Below are 18,191 nucleotides of genomic sequence, written 5' to 3'. Positions count from 1 at the left end.
CATTGTTGAACTGTAAAGGAGAATACGATGGGAAATGCACCGCTTCGCCCAATACTGATCACCGGTGGAGGCCGCCGTATCGGCCTCGCCCTCGCCCATCACTTTCTCAACCTTCGCCATCCGGTCATTGTCAGCTACCGTACGGAATACCCGTCGATTGAGGGGCTGCGCAAAGCCGGAGCGGTCTGCATTCAGGCTGATTTTTCCACCGACGAAGGCATTCTGGCCTTTGCCAAACAGGTTAAATCCACCGCGACGGGGTTGCGTGCCGTGATCCATAACGCCAGCGCATGGTGTGCCGAGAAGCCCGGCACGTCCCTCAGCGATACGCTCTCCGCCATGCTGCAGATCCACGTTAACGCCCCTTATCTGCTTAACCACGCGCTGCAGGATCTGCTGCGCGGCCACGGGCATGCGGCGGGCGACATTATTCACTTTACCGATTATGTGGTGGAGCGCGGCAGCGACAAGCATATCGCCTACGCGGCCAGCAAAGCCGCGCTGGATAACATGACGCGCTCCTTTGCCCGCAAGCTCGCGCCCGAGGTAAAGGTGAACGCCATCGCCCCGGCGATGATTTTGTTTAACGAAAACGATGATGCGGAATACCGCCAGCAGGCGCTGAATAAGTCGCTGATGAAAATTGCCCCAGGCGAAAAAGAGGTGATCGACCTGGTGGATTATCTCCTCACCAGCTGCTACGTCACCGGCAGAACCTTTGCCGTGGACGGCGGCCGCCCGCTGCGCTAGTGAAAGCGGCTCCAGAAGAAGATTAACACCCAGGCGCTGAGCCCCCAGCAGACCACTGCCCCGCCCAGCGCCAGGGGAAGCCGCAGAAAACCGGTGAAATACCACAGGGAAAGCAGGTAGAGAAAGTACGGAATGATTGACCACATGCCAAACACGATGGTCGTGCGTAGCGCTTCCGTACCCCGCTCAGAGGCCACAATATAGTGGGCAATCAGCGCAAAGGTCGGGAACAACGGGATCAGCCCGGCAATATAGTAGTTTTTGGTTTTTGCCAGAATGCCAATAAGTAAGACCACCAGCGCCCCCAGCGCGGCTTTGATCACCAGCCCCATATTTTTTCCTATAACAATCAAATAACAAGAAACGTCAGAATAACGGAAGCGGCGTTAATTTTGAAAGATTAATGGAAGGTTAAGGTTCCGCGGTGTATTTTGGCTTTTTTCACGAAAACAGACGCTGTATGAATAAGATTGTATATGTTGAAGACGAACCCGAAGTCGGGCAATTGATCGCCGCCTATCTGGGTAAACATGATATGGACGTCATTGTTGAGCCTCGCGGCGATCGTGCCGAAGAGGTGGTCGTCCGTGAAAACCCGGATTTAGTGCTGCTGGACATCATGCTGCCAGGCAAAGACGGCATGACGCTCTGCCGGGACCTGCGCGCCCGCTGGGATGGTCCTATCGTTCTGCTTACCTCACTGGACAGCGATATGAACCATATTCTGTCGCTGGAGATGGGCGCCAATGATTACATTCTGAAAACCACACCGCCTGCCGTCCTGCTGGCCCGCCTGCGCCTGCATTTGCGCCAGCACGCCAGCATCGAACGCGAAGCGCCCGCGCCGTCCCTGACGCCGCACAAAGCGTTGCGCTTCGGTACGCTGTCTATTGACCCGGTTAACCGCCAGGTCCTGCTTTCCGGCGAGCTTATCGCCCTTTCTACCGCAGACTTTGACCTGCTGTGGGAGCTGGCCACGCATGCCGGGCAAATCATGGACCGCGACGCGCTGCTGAAAAACCTCCGTGGAGTGAGCTATGACGGTATGGATCGCAGCGTTGACGTGGCGATTTCGCGATTACGCAAAAAACTGCAGGATAACGCCACCGAGCCCTACCGCATTAAAACCGTGCGTAACAAGGGTTATCTGTTTGCCCCACACGCCTGGGAAACCTGATCGTCGGATAGGATAATCTGCGCGAATTGAAGGCATTGCGCGAAAACGCCCTCCTTTCGCGCATTTATTTTTACGTTTGCGCAACATTTAACTTGCTAAGCACGCAAACTATTCCATAATTAGCTTCTCGACTCTCCTGTCTTCAGCTCATCCCGCACTTGCGATCGTTTTACTCATTTTCGCCGTGAAGCTTTCACGACATCGCTCCCAGAAATCTTGAAATGAGGATTTAAGCCCATGAATTATGTATAGCTACGGTCAGGTAGAAGCGATAAAAATCAATCTTGAGTGGATTGTTAATCAGGCAACCCTTAACCACACCTCCCCCTCACGCACCGATCAAAAAGCGCTCTTTGACCTGCTGGAACTCATCCAGTCTTACGAAATACTGCTGGATCTCATCAGCGAATACGGGGCGGATGTGATTGATACGCACATTGCGGAAGGCCTGGCCGTGACCGAAAAATTCATCGCCAAGGTAAAAAACAGCACGAAAGCCATATAACACGCTCGACAGACGTGAAAAACCCGAAGGGTTTTCATGTATATTCTGCACATAGCGTTTTTTCGGTGAGATCCAATGAAAAAGCTGTTTGTGCAGTTTAGTGTGCAGAAAACCTTCAATTTACTGGAAAGGCTATAGCTTCTCTCCCGTTCGCAAAGCTATTAACGGCTCGTTACAACGCATCTGCCTCTACGATTATTTGGGGATGCCTGGCGGAAAGGGTTTTCGCACATGCCCAATGCGTGGTCACTCTTTTTCCATTTAGCTTTCCGGTGAGCGCCAGGAGTAATGCCCCCGTACAAACTTAACCAAACCGCTTGCTGCATAAGTTTGTAAAAAATTCAACACTTTCAGAAACAAACGCGCGCATCAGATTGATCATTTCAAAATTACCAGCAGTTAAATCGATTCCCTTACAGGTTTAATGCATCTGTCGATGTAAGTCATGAATGTCTATTTATCCACTTAAGGGAATAGCCGGTGATTTATCCGCTGTAGGGATATCTCTTTTAAATCCACTTACAAATGCGCTCGTGTTGGAAGAATTTCATGTATGGTATTCTTTAGTTGTTTATATTTAGTACATTGCCCACAGTAGTTACATCCTATGCTCAATTACATTGTCATTAATTAGTTAGCGAGATAAGAATGAAATCAAATGTAAAGTATACTTTTCATCACTTCGGCATCCCGTTACAGGATGGCGTTTTTGAAGGTGCATACAGCGAAAAAGCCGGGATGTATACAGTTGATAACCCAGGTCAGTTTCGTGTGCAGTGGCATAGATTTAAAGACAGTTCTCCACTCCACAATCTGATAAAAACTGTGCCTCACGTCGCCTTCAAAGTGGACAACCTGCTAAGAGCTATCGAAGATGAAGAAGTAATTCTTGGTCCCTATGAGCCCATTGACGGTTTCTTTGTTGCCATGATTAATGACAATGGCGCACCGATTGAACTCATAGAAACTACACTCTCTGATGATGAAATCTGGGGAAGAGCAAGGTCCGGTCAAGGCGACCTTTACAGGAAGTAATTTTATCCGGGAGCCGTTGTGAAAAGGGCTCTCTGTGAATACTTATTTGAAGCCTGGCAAATAAATCTGAACTTCGCTCATCATCCACTCACGAGCCACATGAAGAAATTGTTTCCTACCACCAGCTTCCCACCGGGCCATTTTGCTGGCGCAATGACTAACCTCTTTCGTTTCGGTATTAATAATATGATCAAGCTTGTTCAGCCGAGAAATTGCTTCAAAACAGAAAGAGAAGACAGGCCTACCGAACGATAAAACGATCGGGCATTCGCCGCAGACGCCCCTATCAGCTGCGTCATACATACGCGTGCTGGATGTTGTCGGCAGGTGCTAATCCTGCTTTTATAGCGAATCGGATGGGTGATGAGAATGCAGAGATGGTCTTCCATGTATACTCTGCGAGGATAAATGTTCTCGATAGCGATCAGGTACCATTTTTGAATCAGCGCTTTGGCGGATATGCAAGTGCCCCTATAGTGCCCCTGAAGGTAAAAACAAAGTAGTTAATTACTTGATGTCCCGGTGATATTTAATGAAAAAGCTGTTTGTGCAGTTTTATCTTTTACTGTTTGTCTGCTTCCTGGTGATGACCATGCTGGTCGGCCTGGTTTATAAATTCACCGCCGAACGTGCGGGCCGGCAGTCGCTGGACGATCTGATGAAAAGCTCGCTGTATCTGATGCGCAGCGAGCTGAGAGAGATCCCGCCACACGACTGGGCGAAAACCCTGAAAGAGCTGGATCTCAATCTGTCATTCGATTTACGCATTGAGCCGTTAAAAGATTTCGATCTGGACCCGCCCGCCATGCAGCGTCTGCGCGACGGGGACATCGTCGCGCTGGATGAGAAATACACCTTTATCCAGCGCATTCCGCGCAGCCATTATGTGCTGGCCGTCGGGCCGGTGCCCTATCTCTATTATCTCCATCAGATGCGCCTGCTGGACATGGCGCTGATGGCCTTTATCGCCATTTCGCTCGCATTTCCGGTCTTTATCTGGATGCGGCCCCACTGGCAGGACATGCTGAAGCTGGAATCCGCCGCGCAGCGTTTTGGCGAGGGGCATTTTACTGAACGCATTCACTTCGACAGCGGTTCCAGCTTTGAGCGTCTGGGCGTGGCCTTTAACCAGATGGCCGATAACATCAACGCCCTAATCGCCAGTAAGAAGCAGCTTATCGACGGAATTGCGCACGAGCTGCGCACGCCGCTGGTTCGCCTGCGCTACCGTCTGGAGATGAGCGAGAATCTGACCGAGGCAGAGAATCAGGCGCTTAACCGCGACATTGGCCAGCTTGAAGCGCTGATTGAGGAGTTGCTGACCTACGCGCGTCTCGACCGCCCGCAAAACGAGCTGAACCTCACCACGCCGGATCTGCCCGCCTGGCTGCAAACCCACATTGATGACGTTCAGAGCGTAAATCCGCAGCGCACGCTGTTGACGCGCGTCACGCCGGGTGACTACGGCGCGCTCGATATGCGCCTGATGGAGCGCGTGCTGGACAACCTGATGAACAACGCCATGCGCTACAGCGAAAGTACGCTCCAGATTGGCCTGGATTTGCAGGGCAACCGGGCCAGCCTGACGGTGGAGGACGACGGACCGGGAATTGCCCCGGAAGCGCGAGAAACCGTGTTTGAACCGTTTGTCCGCCTCGATCCCAGCCGCGATCGCGCCACCGGCGGATGCGGCCTGGGGCTGGCGATTGTCTACTCTATCGCGCAGGCGATGGGCGGCACGGTGCATTGCGAGGAGAGCGAGCTCGGCGGCGCACGCTTCTGTTTTAGCTGGCCGGTGTACCATAACATCGCCCTTCCCGTCCCTGCCTGACCTCAACCGCACGCTGGCCTGACCCGGCGTGCTGTGCTATATGATAAGTATGTTGTAACTAATGAGTGTGTTTATGGCGAACTACGATCTCATCGAACGGCTTAACGGCACGTTTCGGGAAATAGAACACGAACTCCTGACCCTGACCGAGCGTTTGCAGGCCTGCCGCCTGCTGGCCGCGCGCGTCTTTACCCTGCCGGATGTGGCTAAGGGAGCCGAGCACGATCCGCTGGACACCATCGAGGTCGAACAGCACATCGGCAGCGCGGCCCTTGAGCTGGCGCTAAAACACTATCGTCGCCTGTTTATCCAGCAGCAGTCAGAAAACCGAAGCAGCAAGGCCGCCGTGCGCCTGCCGGGGGTCATCTGCCTGCAAACCGATGCGACATCGCGCGAAGCGCTGGAAAGCCAGATTGCGCATATCAACACCCTGAAAGCGGCCTTTGAAAAGATCATCACCGAAGAGTCCGGCCTCGCGCCTGCCGCGCGGTTCGAGTGGGTGCACCGCCAGCTTCCGGGGCTGATTACCCTGAATGCCTATCGAACGCTGACGGTACTGCGTCACCCCGCTACGCTGCGCTTCGGCTGGGCGAATAAGCACATCATTAAAAACTTCACCCGGGATGAGATTCTGGCCCAGCTGGAAAAAAGCCTGAAGACGCCGCGCACCGTCGCGCCGTGGTCGCGGGAGCAGTGGATTGAGCGCCTGGAGCAGGAGTACCACAGCATCGCCTCGCTGCCGGTGGATGCGCACCTGAAGATAAAGCGCCCGGTGAAGGTGCAGCCTATCGCTCGCGTCTGGTATTCCGGTCAGCAAAAACAGGTGCAGTATGCCTGCCCGACGCCGCTGATTGCGCTTTACGATGCCGATCAGGGCGCGGTGGTACCCGATATCGGGGAACTGCTGAATTACGATGCTGACCATGTTCAGCACCGTTACAGACCTCAGGCGCAGCCGCTACAGCTGATTATTCCTCGGCTGCACCTGTACGTGGCGGGATGATTATTTCAGGCTACCGACCATCGCTTCCGGGCGAACCCAGGCGTCAAACTCCGCCTCCGTGAGATAGCCCAGCGCCAGGGCGGAGGCTTTCAGCGTCAGCCCCTCTTTATGCGCTTTTTTGGCGATCTCGGCGGCCTTGTCGTAGCCAATATGGGTATTGAGCGCGGTGACCAGCATCAGAGATTCATTGAGCAGCTGGCTGATGCGTTCGCGATTGGGCTCAATCCCTACCGCGCAATGCTCGTTAAAGCTCTCCATCCCGTCCGCCAGCAGACGAACAGATTGCAGCACGTTGTGGATCACCATTGGGCGATAGACGTTCAGCTCGAAGTTGCCGGACGCACCGCCCATGTTGACGGCCACGTCGTTGCCCATCACCTGACAGCAGAGCATGGTCATGGCTTCGCACTGGGTCGGGTTCACTTTACCCGGCATGATGGAGCTGCCCGGCTCGTTTTCCGGGATGCTGATTTCACCGATGCCGCAGCGCGGGCCCGAGGCCAGCCAGCGCACGTCGTTAGCAATTTTCATCAGCGAGGCCGCCAGCCCCTTCAGCGCGCCGTGGGTGTGGACCAGCGCATCGCAGGTCGCCAGCGCTTCGAACTTGTTGGGCGCCGTGACGAACGGCTGTCCGGTGATGGCAGCAAGCTCCTCCGCCACGCGCACCGCGTATTCTGGATGGGTGTTTAACCCGGTACCGACCGCCGTCCCGCCGAGCGCCAGCTCCGCCAGGTGCGGCAGGCTGTTCTCGATATGCTTCAGGTTGTGTTCCAGCATCGCCACCCAGCCGGAAATCTCCTGGCCGAGCGTCAGCGGCGTGGCGTCCTGCAGGTGCGTACGGCCAATCTTGACGATGTCGCGGAAGGCCTGCGCTTTCTCGTTAAGCGTGGATTTGAGCACGTTGAGCTGCGGGATAAGCTGCTCGCGAATGGCGATTACCGCCGCCACGTGCATCGCCGTCGGGAAGACGTCGTTAGAGCTCTGGCTTTTGTTGACGTCATCGTTCGGGTGGACCTTACGTTCCATGCCGCGCACGCCGCCCAGCAGCTCGCTCGCCCGGTTCGCCAGCACTTCGTTCATGTTCATGTTGCTTTGGGTGCCGGAACCGGTCTGCCAGATAGCAAGGGGAAATTCGTCAGGATGCTTGCCCGCCAGCACTTCGTCTGCGGCGTTGATAATGGCGGTGGCTTTATCGGCGTCCAGCAGGCCCAAATCCTGGTTCACTTTCGCGGCGGCGCGTTTGGTCAGCGCCAGCGCCTGAATCAGCGAGACGGGCATTTTTTCGGTCGAAATACGGAAGTGCTCCAGCGAACGCTGGGTTTGCGCGCCCCATAGCTTGTCGGCCGGGACGTCGATGGCGCCCATCGAGTCTTTCTCATGGCGTACCGTGGTCATTACTTTCTCCTTGATAACAAAAGAGGGATTGCTCACATGCTTAAGGGATAAGTATTGATGACTTCTGAGAAACGGTATGGCGCTTTGTGCGCTCTTTTTGATGTCGGGTGGCGGCTGCGCCACCCGGTTTTTTCAATTTACTTCACGCACGCCGAACACTGGGACGACTGGATCTGCTTGAAGAAGTCGTTGCCTTTGTCATCCACCAGGATAAACGCCGGGAAGTCTTCCACTTCAATTTTCCAGATCGCTTCCATACCCAGCTCCGGGTATTCCACGCACTCCAGGCTCTTGATGCTGCCCTGCGCCAGTACCGCCGCCGGGCCGCCGATGCTGCCGAGGTAGAAGCCGCCGTGCTTGTGGCACGCGTCCGTCACCTGCTGGCTGCGGTTGCCTTTCGCGAGCATGATCATGCTGCCGCCGTTGGCCTGCAGCTGATCAACGTACGAGTCCATACGCCCTGCCGTGGTTGGGCCTAACGAGCCGGAGGCATAGCCTTCAGGCGTTTTCGCCGGGCCCGCGTAGTAGATCGGGTGATCTTTAATGTACTGCGGCAGCCCTTCGCCGTTGTCCAGACGCTCCTTCAGCTTCGCGTGCGCAATGTCGCGGCCCACGATGATCGTGCCGTTCAGGGAGAGACGGGTCGAGACCGGATACTGAGAAAGCTGCGCCAGAATCTCCTTCATCGGACGGTTCAGGTCAACGCGAACCGCTTCCCCCTCACCCGCTTTGCGCAGCGCTTCCGGGATGTATTTGCCTGGGTTATTTTCCAGTTTTTCGATCCACACGCCTTCGCGGTTGATCTTGGCCTTGATGTTGCGATCCGCAGAGCAGGAGACGCCCATCCCGACCGGACAGGATGCACCGTGGCGCGGAAGACGGATCACGCGCACGTCGTGGGCGAAGTACTTACCGCCAAACTGCGCCCCGAGCCCCAGATTACGCGCCTCTTCCAGCAGTTCCTGCTCAAGCTGCACGTCGCGGAACGCCTGACCGTGCTCGTTACCTTCGGTTGGCAGGCCGTCGTAGTATTTGGTCGAGGCCAGTTTGACTGTCTTCAGCGTGCTTTCAGCCGAGGTACCGCCAATCACGAACGCGATATGGTACGGCGGGCACGCCGCGGTGCCGAGGGTGCGCATCTTCTCAACCAGGTAGTTCTTCAGCTTGCCCGGAGTGAGCAGCGCTTTGGTTTCCTGGTAGAGATAGGTTTTGTTGGCCGAACCGCCGCCTTTGGCGATGCAGAGGAATTTGTACTCGTCACCGTCGACGCTGTAGAGGTCAATCTGTGCTGGCAGGTTGGTGCCGGTGTTGACCTCTTTGTACATATCCAGCGCCGCATTTTGCGAGTAGCGCAGGTTGTCTTCGGTGTAGGTGTTGTAGACGCCGTGAGCCAGCGCCGCTTCGTCACCGCCGCCGGTCCAGACGCGCTGGCCTTTTTTACCGACGATGATCGCCGTGCCGGTATCCTGGCAGGTTGGCAGAATGCCTTTCGCCGCGATATCGGAGTTACGCAGGAACTGCAGGGCAACGTACTTGTCGTTTTCGCTGGCTTCCGGGTCGCTCAGAATATCGGCAACCTGCTGCTGATGCGCGGGGCGGAGCATAAAGGAGGCATCGTGGAAAGCGTGCTGCGCCAGCAGCGTCAGCGCCTGCGGATCCACCTTGAGGATCTCTTGTCCTTCAAACTCAGAGACGGAGACGTGATCGCGGGTTAACAGGTAATACTCGGTCTGATCCTTACTGAGGGGGAAAGGATCCTGATAATGGAAGGGTTTATTCGACATTGTTCTCTCACTTACTGCTTCGGTCTGTTTATTCAGGGCAGATGTTCCGCTGCCCGGCTTAAAAGCGAGTCAGCTTATCCTACACAATTTTTTAACAAAAACTGAGACTAGTACGACTTTTTACATCCACAGGTTACTTCCACGTGGTTTATTGCTTTAATACACGGCGTTAATTCCACATTTGAATCAGGGCTTGATAATGCAAAAACTCATTAACTCAGTGCAAAACTACGCCTGGGGAAGTAAAACTGCGTTAACGGATCTCTACGGTATCGCGAACCCGAACAACCTGCCGATGGCGGAACTGTGGATGGGGGCGCACCCGAAGAGCAGCTCAAAAATTGAAGACGCCAGCGGCCAGGTACGCAGCCTGCGTGACGTGATTGATGCCGATAAAGCCGCACTGCTGGGCGACAAGGTGGCTCAGCGCTTTGGCGAACTGCCGTTCTTGTTTAAGGTGCTGTGCGCCGACCAGCCGCTCTCCATCCAGGTTCATCCGAACAAAAAAGCGTCTGAAATCGGCTTTGCCAAAGAGAACGCGGCGGGCATCCCGCTGGATGCCGCCGAGCGTAACTACAAAGATCCTAACCACAAGCCGGAGCTGGTGTTCGCGCTGACCCCGTTCCTGGCGATGAACGCGTTCCGCGAGTTTTCAGAGATTATCTCCCTGCTGCAGCCAGTCGCGGGTGCCAACAAGGCTATTGCCCACTTCCTCGAAAACCCAAACGCGGACGCGCTCAGCCAGCTGTTTGCCAGCCTGCTGAATATGCAGGGTGAAGAGAAATCTCACGCGCTGGCGGTGCTGAAAGCGGCCCTGAACAGCCAGCAAGGGGAACCGTGGGAGACCATCCGCCTGATTTCCGAGTTTTACCCTGACGACAGCGGCCTGTTCTCCCCTCTGCTGCTGAACGTGGTGAAGCTGAACCCGGGCGAAGCGATGTTCCTGTTCGCGGAAACCCCGCACGCCTACCTGCAGGGCGTAGCGCTGGAGGTGATGGCCAACTCTGACAACGTGTTGCGCGCGGGCCTGACGCCGAAATATATCGACATCCCTGAGCTGGTTGCCAACGTGAAGTTCGTGGCGAAGCCTGCCGCGGAGCTGCTGACTCAGCCGGTGAAAAACGGCGCAGAGCTGGACTTCCCGATTCCGGTTGAGGATTTTGCGTTCTCCCTGCACGACCTCAATCAGACGGAAACGACAATCGCACAGGAAAGCGCGGCGATCCTGTTCTGCGTCGAGGGCGAAGCAACGCTGCGCAAAGGCGAGCAGCGTCTGGTTCTCCAGCCTGGCGAGTCAGCATTCGTTGCAGCCAATGAGTCCCCGGTCAGCGTGAGCGGCACCGGTCGCCTGGCGCGCGTTTTTAATAAGCTTTAAGCACTTACTGAATTTTTTAACAACTCTTGCTAAGCTAGTTGAAGGCTTAATATCTCCGGGCGGTTTTTACCGCCTGGTTTCATTTTAGGGATAGTCGCAATGAAAAAATCGGTCGTAGCGGTTGGAGTGATTGTAGCGTTAGGCGTGGTCTGGACGGGTGCCTCCTGGTTTACCGGGAAACAGCTGGAAGGCCGTCTGGCGGAGATGGTGGCGCAGGCTAACGGAGAAATTAAGCGCAGCGCGCCGGAGGCGGGTCTGGAGCTGAGCTACCAGAACTATCAGCGCGGCGTGTTCACCAGCCGCATGCAGCTGGTGGTGAAGCCGGTGGCCGGTGTGGCAAACGGCTGGCTGAAGCCGGGACAGAGCGTGGTGCTGGATGAAGTGGTAAGCCACGGTCCGCTGCCGCTGGCGCAGCTAAAGTCGTTTAACCTGATCCCGTCCATGGCGTCCGTTCATACCGTACTGGTGAATAACGACGTCACTAAACCGCTGTTTGACCTGGCGAAGAATGAATCACCTTTCGACATTAACACCCGTATTAGCTACTCCGGTGATACCAGCTCTGATATCGCGCTGAAAGCGCTGAACTACGAGAAAGAGAACGAAAAAGTCGCCTTCAGCGGCGGCCATTTCAAACTTGATGCGGATCGGGACGGCAACGTCTTCTCCATGACGGGTGAAGCGGAAAGCGGCCTGGTCAACGCCGTGAACGAATATAACCAAAAAGTTCAGCTCACCTTCAACAACCTGAAAGCCGACGGCAACAGCCGTATGACCGACTTTAAAGAGCGTATCGGCGATCAGAAGCTCTCCGTGGATAAAATTGCTATCGCAATTGAAGGAAAAGAGATGGCCGTGCTGGAAGGCATGGACGTTAACGGTCAATCCGACGTATCCAAAGACGGTAAGAGCATCAATACCCAGCTGGATTACACGCTGAAGAGCCTGAAAGTGCAGAATCAGGATCTGGGCACCGGCAAGCTGTCGCTGAAGATCGGCAATATCGACGGCCAGGCATGGCACGAATTTAGCCAGAAATACAGCAAAGAGAGCCAGGCGCTGCTGACCGACGCCGCGCTGCAGCAGAACCCGGAAGTGTACCAGCAGCAGGCGATGGCGGTGCTTTTCAATAACCTGCCAATCCTGCTGAAAGGCCAGCCGGTGGTCACCGTTGCGCCGCTGAGCTGGAAAAACAGCAAAGGCGAAACCAGCTTTAACCTGTCGCTGTTCCTGAAAGATCCTGCAGCCGCCACGGGTGAACCGCAGACGCTGGCGCAGGAAGTGGATCGCAGCGTGAAGTCGCTCGACAGTAAGCTGACCATCCCGATGGATATGGCGACCGAGTTTATGACCCAGATTGCGAAGCTGGAAGGCTACGGCGATGAAGATGCCGGCAAGCTGGCGAACCAGCAGGTGAAAGGTCTGGCGGCGATGGGTCAGATGTTCCGCATCACCAAAGTGGAAGACAACACCATTTCCACCAGCCTGCAATATGCCAACGGCCAGGTAACGCTGAACGGCGACAAAATGCCGCTGGAAGAGTTTGTTGGCATGTTTGGTATGCCGACGCTGGGAATGCCGGAACCGGCTGAACCCGCAGCGCCAGCCGTACCGGCGGCACCGCAGCAGTAAGCAGAAAACCCCTCGCAAGAGGGGTTTTTTATTGCCCTTATCCTATCCATCCCTCCAGGAAATCCAGCAGCAAGGCGTTAACTTTCTCAGGCTGTTCCTCCTGAGGAAGATGGCCGCACTCGTCGATACCCTGCGCCCGCAGGTTATCCGCCATTTCAGCCCAGACGCTTTGCATATCGAAAAGCTTGCCGACCGCGTGAAAATCATTGCCCCACAGCGACATTACCGGACAGGCGATTTTCACGTCAGCGTCGGCAAGATCCTGCGCCACGTCTTCCGCGTTGGCGCGGTAGTCAGCCATCGCGCCTCGCACGGCTCCGGGCGCCTGATACGCGCGAACATAGGTGTCGAACGCCTCGCCGCTGATGGTTGACGGATCGTAGGTCCAGTCCGAGAAAAAGTGGCGCAGCCAGATATTTTCACGTCCTGCAATCAGCGCTTCCGGCAGATCGGGCACAAGATGGAACAGGAAGAACCAGTATGCGCGGGCGATGGACGCATTCAAATCGCGCGCCACGATACGCGTTGGCACGTTATCCATGACCACCAGACGATCCACCAGCTCAGGGTAATCTTTTGCAAACCGCGTCGCGACGCGCGCCCCGCGATCGTGCCCCACCAGCACCGCCTTCTGTAACCCCAGCGCACGCATTAGCTCCCGGATGTCCCGGGCCATGTTACGTTTATCATAGCCAGAAGCCGGTTTATCCGTTTCGCCATATCCTCGCAAATCCGGCGCGATGACGCGGTAGTGCCGGGACAATACAGGTATCTGGTAGCGCCAGGCATAGTTTGTTTCAGGAAAACCGTGCAGAAGAATAACCGGCGCGCCTTCACCCTCTTCAACCACAAACTGGCGAATGCCGTTTGCCGTTACGGTGTAACTTTTCATATTCGTAACCTCACTTTATTTCAGCAGAGGCACGTTGGCCGCACGTTGATAAGGACCGTAATTTATAGGGTTCCAGCTATAGCCCTGCTGCCAGGCGGTGATATGCCCAATACCGGGGAAAGGCAGATGCGCAGCGGCCATCCACTCGCCGTCTTTTGCCAGGGCGTTAAATTCCTGCGCCCGGGACGAGATGGCTTTTTTCGAATCGACATCAAAGCGAATAGACACTTCAGGATGCGGGAACTGGACGGCTGGCGCATGAATCAGATCCCCAATGAAGTTAATAGCCGTCCCCTGCGACGCAAAGCGATAAACGGTACTGCCGGGCGTATGGCCAACGGCATAGGCCGTCTGGACTTCCGGGATCGGCGAAGCTGGCGGAACGAAGGTTTTAAGATGTCCGGTGGCTTTATACTCAGACAATGCTTTTCGGGCGATAGCAAAATACTCTTTCGCATTAGCCGGCGCGCTCGCTTCTTTTGCAGGATCAAGCCAGTAGTCGGCCTCCCCCTGCGGTACGTAGATGGTGGCATTGGGGAACAACGCTTTACCGTCTGCATCGCTCAGGCCACACACGTGGTCAAGATGCAGGTGAGTCAGGAAAATGGTATCAACCTGCTCGGGACGATAGCCTGATGCTTTCATATTGTTAACCAGCTGGCCGGCCGTTTCCGGCACGCAGTGCCCCGCTCCGCTGTCAATCATGACCAGATGTTTACCGGTATTAACCAGGAAAGCGTTAAAGGCGGTCGGCATGCGTTCGGCATCGATTTTATGCTGAGCCAGCAGTTTACGAACCTTGTCGTCTGAAAGACCGTGGAGTAATGACGGCGAAAGGTCGTTATAGCCGTCGAACAGCGCCGTGACCTCATATTCCCCTACCGCCAGACGATAATAGCCTGGGACCTGCTGCTTCACCTGTGCAGGTGCGTCAGCCCAGGCGGCACTTACCAATAACAGGCTGCTGAATGCCAGAACCGTTTTCAACTTTTTCATCTTCACTCCAGATTGGTATTTTTCAGGTTGTGAAGAGACTATGGCAGCGTAACGATAAATACTGTAGATATGTACTTTGATAAGTCAACATAACGAAAAGCGATATAATGAAACTGGAAGACGTTGAAGTGTTTGTCGAAGCCATTAAGGCGGGTAGCCTGGCGGGCGCCGCGCGTCGGCTCTCAATGAGCGCCATGGCGGCGTCACGCTCTCTTAACAATCTTGAGGCTGAGCTGGGGGTCAGGCTGGTGCATCGCACCACGCGATCCCTCTCACCCACCAGCGATGGTGACGTTTTTTTGCCTCATGCGCAGGCGTTGCTGGAAGATAAAAATAACGCGCTGGCCGATCTGTTTCCTGATGGTACGCACCTGTCCGGACGCCTTCGCATTACCGCCTCAGCGGCGTTTGGACGCAAGATCGTTGCACCGATGTTGCCGCTGTTTATGCAGCAACATCCTGCCCTGCAGGTCGACCTGCTGGCAACCGATGAGCAAATTGATATTGTCGGGAAAGGCATAGACGTGGCGTTACGCATTGCACCGCTGCGCGATAACCGGTTAGTTGCACACCGCATCTGTGATAACCCCCGCGAGCTTTGCGCCAGCGCGGAGTATCTCGCCGCGTACGGTTCACCGAAATTGCTTAACGATCTGGCTGGGCATAGCTGCCTGACCACCTCAGATACGACACACTGGTCATTTGAAAAGGGTGAACAGCGCTACAAACAAAAGGTGTCAGGCCGATTCTCGGCTAACTCTATTGAGGCGATTTTCGAGGCTTGCCTGGGGGGACTCGGCATCGCAAATTTATCTCGCTGGTACGTAGAGCCTGCCATTGCTGAGGGTAAACTCGTGCGGATCGTCCTGGAAGATGCTCAGCCGGAATCGCTGGCCATTTGGGCGGTTTACCCGACCTCCCGGCTGATCCCGGCAAAAGTACGAAAATTTGTAGAAGCCCTGGAGACACATCTGACGCTCAACCCGCTAACGCAGCAGAGCTGAGTTATTTCACCGTCACCAGCCGCGCCGCCACAATCTGGTGCCCGGACTGGACATCCGTGTTGTCGATGCGCTGCATAATTCTGTCTGCCAGCGTGTAGCCCATCTCCCGCGCAGGGGTGGTAGCCCAGACGATGGGGAGATCGTCCAGCGCGTTTTCACCAACGTCCGCGAACGCCCCTAACGCCACCTGATGGCCGAAGAAGGTTTCCACCCCGCCCTCGCCGCTCTGACGCCCGGCGCGGATCAGGCCAAACCAGGCACCCATGGCAATCACATCGTTGTAGCAAATCACGGCGCTGATCGTCGGATTGCTTCGCAGCAGCGCGCCTATCGCTTCCGCCGCTTTCTTCTGGCTGGATTCACACTCCACGACCCATTCGCTGTGGAACGGCAGGCCGTATTTAATCAGCGTCGCGCAGTAGCCGCCGACCCGCTCGGCGCGCGTCAGGGAGGAGCTTTTCCCTCCCAGCCAGGCAATGCGCTGATGCCCGCGGCGAATAAGATGTTCGGTCAACATTTGCGCGGCCTGCATGTTATCCGGGCGCAGCGTATCGGCCTCGTCCAGATAGCTGGCGCGCGAGGCGAACACCAGCGGCACGCCTTTTTCGGCGGCACGCTCGCACAGTTCGCTACCCACGCCCGACGCTCCGGCGACGATCACTCCGTCAACCCCCTGGGTCAGCAGCATATCGAGACGGGAGAGAAGCTGTCCGGCCTCGCGCCCGCCGTGCAGCAGAAAGACCATCCGCCCCTGCGCTTCCAGCGCTTCGGTTAACCCGGCGGTCAGCTCCGCATAGAAAGGTGACGTCAGGTCGCGGACAATCAGGCCAATCACCCCGCTTTGCCCGCCGCGCAGCGCCGACGCCTGACGGTTACGCACAAAGCCCAGCTGTTCAACCGCCTCGTTCACCCTCTGGCCGGTTGCGGGCGAGATGCGCCCTTTACCACTGAGCACGAGAGAAACGGTGCTGACGGAAACCCCCGCCGCCAGCGCGACATCGTTGATGGTGACTTTTTTCGCTACAGCCATGTGTCAGCGTGACTCCCTGAAATGAGATCGGTAAAACGTTTTATCAATACGTTATCTTTATACTACCAGTCAAAGCCTGAGAATGTGATTTAGCGCGCACTAAACTTTGATAAAACGTTTTATCTTCTCGCAGCATTGAAGCAGGCAAACTGATTTTAACAATAAAGGAGTCGTTTTATGACGGCGAAAACAGCACAAAAAATATCGCTGTGGGAGTTTTTCCAGCAACTGGGTAAAACCTTTATGCTGCCCGTGGCGCTCCTCTCGTTCTGCGGGATCATGCTCGGGATCGGCAGCTCGCTGAGCAGTAAAGACGTCATCACGCTGATCCCGTTCCTCGGTGCTCCCGTGCTGCAGGCGATCTTTATCTGGATGAGTAAGGTCGGCTCCTTCGCGTTTAGCTTCCTGCCCGTGATGTTCTGCATCGCCATCCCGCTGGGCCTGGCCCGCGAGAATAAAGGCGTCGCGGCGTTTGCCGGGTTTGTGGGTTACGCCGTGATGAACCTGGCGGTTAACTTCTGGCTGACCGCGAAAGGCATTCTGCCGACGACCGATGCTGCCGTGCTGAAGGCCAACAACATTCAGAGCGTGATTGGCATCCAGTCTATTGATACCGGGATCCTCGGAGCGGTGATCGCCGGGGTCATTATCTGGATGCTGCACGAGCGCTTCCACAATATCCGCCTGCCGGATGCCCTGGCCTTCTTCGGCGGTACCCGCTTCGTGCCGATTGTCACCCTGGTGGTCATGGGTCTGTTCGGCCTGATCATTCCGCTGATCTGGCCGGTCTTTGCGATGGGCATCAACGGCATTGGCCGCATCATCAACGGCGCGGGAGATTTTGGTCCGATGATCTTCGGCACCGGCGAGCGTCTGCTGCTGCCGTTCGGCCTGCAGCATATCCTGGTGGCCCTGATTCGCTTCACCGAAGCGGGCGGTACCATGGAGGTGTGCGGTCACGACGTGAGCGGTGCGCTGACCATCTTCCAGGCGCAGCTGAGCTGTCCGGCTACCCACGGCTTCTCTGAAAGCGCCACCCGCTTCCTGTCTCAGGGTAAAATGCCGGCCTTCCTCGGCGGCCTGCCGGGTGCCGCGCTGGCGATGTACCACTGCGCGCGCCCGGAAAACCGACATAAAATTAAAGGGCTGCTGATCTCCGGCGTGATTGCCTGCGTCGTGGGCGGCACCACCGAGCCTATCGAATTCCTGTTCCTGTTTGTTGCGCCGGTGCTATATCTCATCCACGCGCTGCTGACCGGCCTGGGCTTTACCGTGATGGCGGTGCTGGGCGTCACCATCGGCAACACCGACGGCAACGTGATTGACTTCGTGGTGTTCGGGATCCTGCACGGCCTGTCAACCAAGTGGTATCTGGTGCCGGTCGTGGCGGCTATCTGGTTCGCGGTGTACTACGGTATCTTCCGCTTCGCCATCACCCGCTTTAACCTGAAAACGCCGGGCCGCGATACCGATACCGCCACCAGCGTTGAGCAGGCGGTGGCCGGTACCGTGGGCAAATCCGGGTATAACACCCCTGCCATTCTGGCTGCGCTGGGCGGTGCGGATAACATTACCTCGCTGGATAACTGCATCACCCGCCTGCGTCTGTCGGTGGCGGATATGTCAAAAGTGGATACCAACGCCCTGAAAGCCAACCGGGCCATCGGCGTGGTACAGTTAAATCAGCATAATTTGCAGGTGGTTATCGGCCCGCAGGTTCAGTCGGTGAAAGATGAGCTGGCAACCCTGATGCGAACAGTAGAAGCCTGATGCCTCAACCCC

The 18,191-nt window shown here is 56.0% G+C and carries 17 protein-coding genes and 2 pseudogenes; 11 read left to right on the top strand and 8 right to left on the bottom strand.

Annotated elements, in window-relative coordinates; genetic code table 11:
- Positions 1 to 27: 27 nt before the first annotated feature.
- Positions 28 to 750, top strand: coding sequence for a dihydromonapterin reductase (gene folM / locus ACMWL8_RS07560; RefSeq protein ID WP_045261477.1), 723 nt, complete (start codon positions 28 to 30; stop codon positions 748 to 750).
- Here the strand turns inward: folM and ACMWL8_RS07555 are convergent.
- Entirely contained in the window at positions 747 to 1,082 is a 336-nt protein-coding gene (locus ACMWL8_RS07555; protein ID WP_014883596.1) for a GlpM family protein, read from the bottom strand. The genes folM and ACMWL8_RS07555 overlap by 4 nt on opposite strands.
- A gap of 128 nt (positions 1,083 to 1,210) precedes the next feature.
- On the opposite strand from ACMWL8_RS07555, the gene rstA reads away from it, so the two are divergent.
- Both rstA and ACMWL8_RS07545 read left to right on the top strand, forming a co-directional pair.
- Positions 1,211 to 1,927 (top strand): two-component system response regulator RstA, encoded by a 717-nt coding sequence (rstA, locus tag ACMWL8_RS07550; RefSeq protein WP_028012938.1) that lies wholly within the window; start codon positions 1,211 to 1,213, stop codon positions 1,925 to 1,927.
- Between the two features lie 244 nt (positions 1,928 to 2,171).
- On the top strand, positions 2,172 to 2,432 hold the full coding sequence (locus tag ACMWL8_RS07545; protein ID WP_045261478.1) for a hypothetical protein: 261 nt from the start codon (positions 2,172 to 2,174) through the stop codon (positions 2,430 to 2,432).
- Between the two features lie 175 nt (positions 2,433 to 2,607).
- Here ACMWL8_RS07545 and ACMWL8_RS07540 read toward each other — a convergent pair.
- Positions 2,608 to 2,754 (bottom strand): annotated as a pseudogene (locus tag ACMWL8_RS07540) (AraC family transcriptional regulator); the annotation flags it as partial.
- 326 nt (positions 2,755 to 3,080) lie between these two features.
- Here ACMWL8_RS07540 and ACMWL8_RS07535 point away from each other — a divergent pair.
- Positions 3,081 to 3,467, top strand: coding sequence for a hypothetical protein (locus ACMWL8_RS07535; RefSeq protein ID WP_045261479.1), 387 nt, complete (start codon positions 3,081 to 3,083; stop codon positions 3,465 to 3,467).
- A 42-nt stretch (positions 3,468 to 3,509) separates the two neighbouring features.
- Here ACMWL8_RS07535 and ACMWL8_RS07530 read toward each other — a convergent pair.
- Positions 3,510 to 3,683 (bottom strand): annotated as a pseudogene (locus ACMWL8_RS07530) (KilA-N domain-containing protein); the annotation flags it as partial.
- On the opposite strand from ACMWL8_RS07530, the gene ACMWL8_RS07525 reads away from it, so the two are divergent.
- The 3 genes from ACMWL8_RS07525 (at position 3,680) to tus (ending at position 6,301) form a co-directional block, all read left to right on the top strand.
- Complete coding sequence (locus ACMWL8_RS07525) at positions 3,680 to 3,970, top strand: tyrosine-type recombinase/integrase (protein WP_082071024.1); 291 nt, start codon at positions 3,680 to 3,682, stop codon at positions 3,968 to 3,970. The pseudogene ACMWL8_RS07530 and the gene ACMWL8_RS07525 sit on opposite strands and share 4 nt — an antisense overlap.
- 29 nt (positions 3,971 to 3,999) lie before the next feature.
- Positions 4,000 to 5,298, top strand: a complete 1,299-nt coding sequence (gene rstB / locus ACMWL8_RS07520; RefSeq protein WP_028012933.1) for a two-component system sensor histidine kinase RstB — start codon at positions 4,000 to 4,002, stop codon at positions 5,296 to 5,298.
- Positions 5,299 to 5,371: 73 nt separating this feature from the next.
- Positions 5,372 to 6,301 carry a DNA replication terminus site-binding protein gene (gene tus / locus ACMWL8_RS07515; protein WP_045261482.1) on the top strand — a complete coding sequence of 310 codons (930 nt, stop codon included), beginning with the start codon at positions 5,372 to 5,374 and terminating at the stop codon, positions 6,299 to 6,301.
- Here the strand turns inward: tus and fumC are convergent, their stop codons facing one another.
- Both fumC and fumA read right to left on the bottom strand, forming a co-directional pair.
- Complete coding sequence (gene fumC, locus ACMWL8_RS07510) at positions 6,302 to 7,696, bottom strand: class II fumarate hydratase (RefSeq protein WP_028012931.1); 1,395 nt, start codon at positions 7,694 to 7,696, stop codon at positions 6,302 to 6,304.
- Positions 7,697 to 7,833: 137 nt separating this feature from the next.
- Positions 7,834 to 9,480, bottom strand: coding sequence for a class I fumarate hydratase FumA (gene fumA, locus ACMWL8_RS07505; protein ID WP_028012930.1), 1,647 nt, complete (start codon positions 9,478 to 9,480; stop codon positions 7,834 to 7,836).
- A gap of 199 nt (positions 9,481 to 9,679) precedes the next feature.
- Between fumA and manA the strand changes: the two genes are divergently transcribed.
- Entirely contained in the window at positions 9,680 to 10,855 is a 1,176-nt protein-coding gene (manA, locus tag ACMWL8_RS07500; RefSeq protein WP_028012929.1) for a mannose-6-phosphate isomerase, read from the top strand.
- Positions 10,856 to 10,954: 99 nt separating this feature from the next.
- On the top strand, positions 10,955 to 12,487 hold the full coding sequence (locus ACMWL8_RS07495) for a YdgA family protein (RefSeq protein WP_045261483.1): 1,533 nt from the start codon (positions 10,955 to 10,957) through the stop codon (positions 12,485 to 12,487).
- A gap of 37 nt (positions 12,488 to 12,524) precedes the next feature.
- Here the strand turns inward: ACMWL8_RS07495 and ACMWL8_RS07490 are convergent, their stop codons facing one another.
- Both ACMWL8_RS07490 and ACMWL8_RS07485 read right to left on the bottom strand, forming a co-directional pair.
- The gene (locus ACMWL8_RS07490) at positions 12,525 to 13,379 is read right to left on the bottom strand and encodes an alpha/beta fold hydrolase (protein WP_045261484.1); all 855 of its coding nucleotides are present in this window, start codon (positions 13,377 to 13,379) and stop codon (positions 12,525 to 12,527) included.
- 15 nt (positions 13,380 to 13,394) lie between these two features.
- On the bottom strand, positions 13,395 to 14,375 hold the full coding sequence (locus tag ACMWL8_RS07485; protein WP_045261485.1) for an MBL fold metallo-hydrolase: 981 nt from the start codon (positions 14,373 to 14,375) through the stop codon (positions 13,395 to 13,397).
- Between the two features lie 107 nt (positions 14,376 to 14,482).
- On the opposite strand from ACMWL8_RS07485, the gene ACMWL8_RS07480 reads away from it, so the two are divergent.
- Entirely contained in the window at positions 14,483 to 15,379 is an 897-nt protein-coding gene (locus ACMWL8_RS07480; RefSeq protein WP_045261486.1) for a LysR family transcriptional regulator, read from the top strand.
- Between the two features lies 1 nt (position 15,380).
- On the opposite strand, the gene ACMWL8_RS07475 is transcribed toward ACMWL8_RS07480, so the two are convergent.
- A complete protein-coding gene (locus ACMWL8_RS07475; RefSeq protein WP_028012924.1) occupies positions 15,381 to 16,409 on the bottom strand; it encodes a Mal regulon transcriptional regulator MalI in 1,029 nt (342 codons plus the stop codon).
- Between the two features lie 177 nt (positions 16,410 to 16,586).
- Between ACMWL8_RS07475 and malX the strand changes: the two genes are divergently transcribed.
- A complete protein-coding gene (gene malX, locus ACMWL8_RS07470) occupies positions 16,587 to 18,179 on the top strand; it encodes a maltose/glucose-specific PTS transporter subunit IIBC (RefSeq protein ID WP_045261487.1) in 1,593 nt (530 codons plus the stop codon).
- The last annotated feature ends 12 nt before the right edge of the window (positions 18,180 to 18,191 follow it).

Origin of the sequence: Enterobacter sp. 04-C-12-SI-ECC (genome assembly GCF_047530715.1) — a bacterium.
Classification (GTDB): domain Bacteria; phylum Pseudomonadota; class Gammaproteobacteria; order Enterobacterales; family Enterobacteriaceae; genus Enterobacter; species Enterobacter bugandensis.
Note: the sequence above shows the minus strand (reverse complement) of the source record. Positions and strands in the feature narration are given on the sequence as shown.

Excerpts from the sequence above, each read along its gene's own strand:
- rstB (WP_028012933.1), top strand. The coding sequence starts at position 4,000 with ATGAAAAAGCTGTTTGTGCAGTTTTATCTTTTACTGTTTGTCTGCTTC.
- fumC (WP_028012931.1), bottom strand. The coding sequence starts at position 7,696 with ATGACCACGGTACGCCATGAGAAAGACTCGATGGGCGCCATCGACGTC.
- fumA (WP_028012930.1), bottom strand. The coding sequence starts at position 9,480 with ATGTCGAATAAACCCTTCCATTATCAGGATCCTTTCCCCCTCAGTAAG.
- manA (WP_028012929.1), top strand. The coding sequence starts at position 9,680 with ATGCAAAAACTCATTAACTCAGTGCAAAACTACGCCTGGGGAAGTAAA.
- ACMWL8_RS07480 (WP_045261486.1), top strand. The coding sequence starts at position 14,483 with ATGAAACTGGAAGACGTTGAAGTGTTTGTCGAAGCCATTAAGGCGGGT.
- ACMWL8_RS07555 (WP_014883596.1), bottom strand. The coding sequence starts at position 1,082 with ATGGGGCTGGTGATCAAAGCCGCGCTGGGGGCGCTGGTGGTCTTACTT.
- rstA (WP_028012938.1), top strand. The coding sequence starts at position 1,211 with ATGAATAAGATTGTATATGTTGAAGACGAACCCGAAGTCGGGCAATTG.
- tus (WP_045261482.1), top strand. The coding sequence starts at position 5,372 with ATGGCGAACTACGATCTCATCGAACGGCTTAACGGCACGTTTCGGGAA.
- ACMWL8_RS07545 (WP_045261478.1), top strand. The coding sequence starts at position 2,172 with ATGTATAGCTACGGTCAGGTAGAAGCGATAAAAATCAATCTTGAGTGG.
- ACMWL8_RS07495 (WP_045261483.1), top strand. The coding sequence starts at position 10,955 with ATGAAAAAATCGGTCGTAGCGGTTGGAGTGATTGTAGCGTTAGGCGTG.
- malX (WP_045261487.1), top strand. The coding sequence starts at position 16,587 with ATGACGGCGAAAACAGCACAAAAAATATCGCTGTGGGAGTTTTTCCAG.
- ACMWL8_RS07490 (WP_045261484.1), bottom strand. The coding sequence starts at position 13,379 with ATGAAAAGTTACACCGTAACGGCAAACGGCATTCGCCAGTTTGTGGTT.
- folM (WP_045261477.1), top strand. The coding sequence starts at position 28 with ATGGGAAATGCACCGCTTCGCCCAATACTGATCACCGGTGGAGGCCGC.
- ACMWL8_RS07535 (WP_045261479.1), top strand. The coding sequence starts at position 3,081 with ATGAAATCAAATGTAAAGTATACTTTTCATCACTTCGGCATCCCGTTA.
- ACMWL8_RS07475 (WP_028012924.1), bottom strand. The coding sequence starts at position 16,409 with ATGGCTGTAGCGAAAAAAGTCACCATCAACGATGTCGCGCTGGCGGCG.
- ACMWL8_RS07485 (WP_045261485.1), bottom strand. The coding sequence starts at position 14,375 with ATGAAAAAGTTGAAAACGGTTCTGGCATTCAGCAGCCTGTTATTGGTA.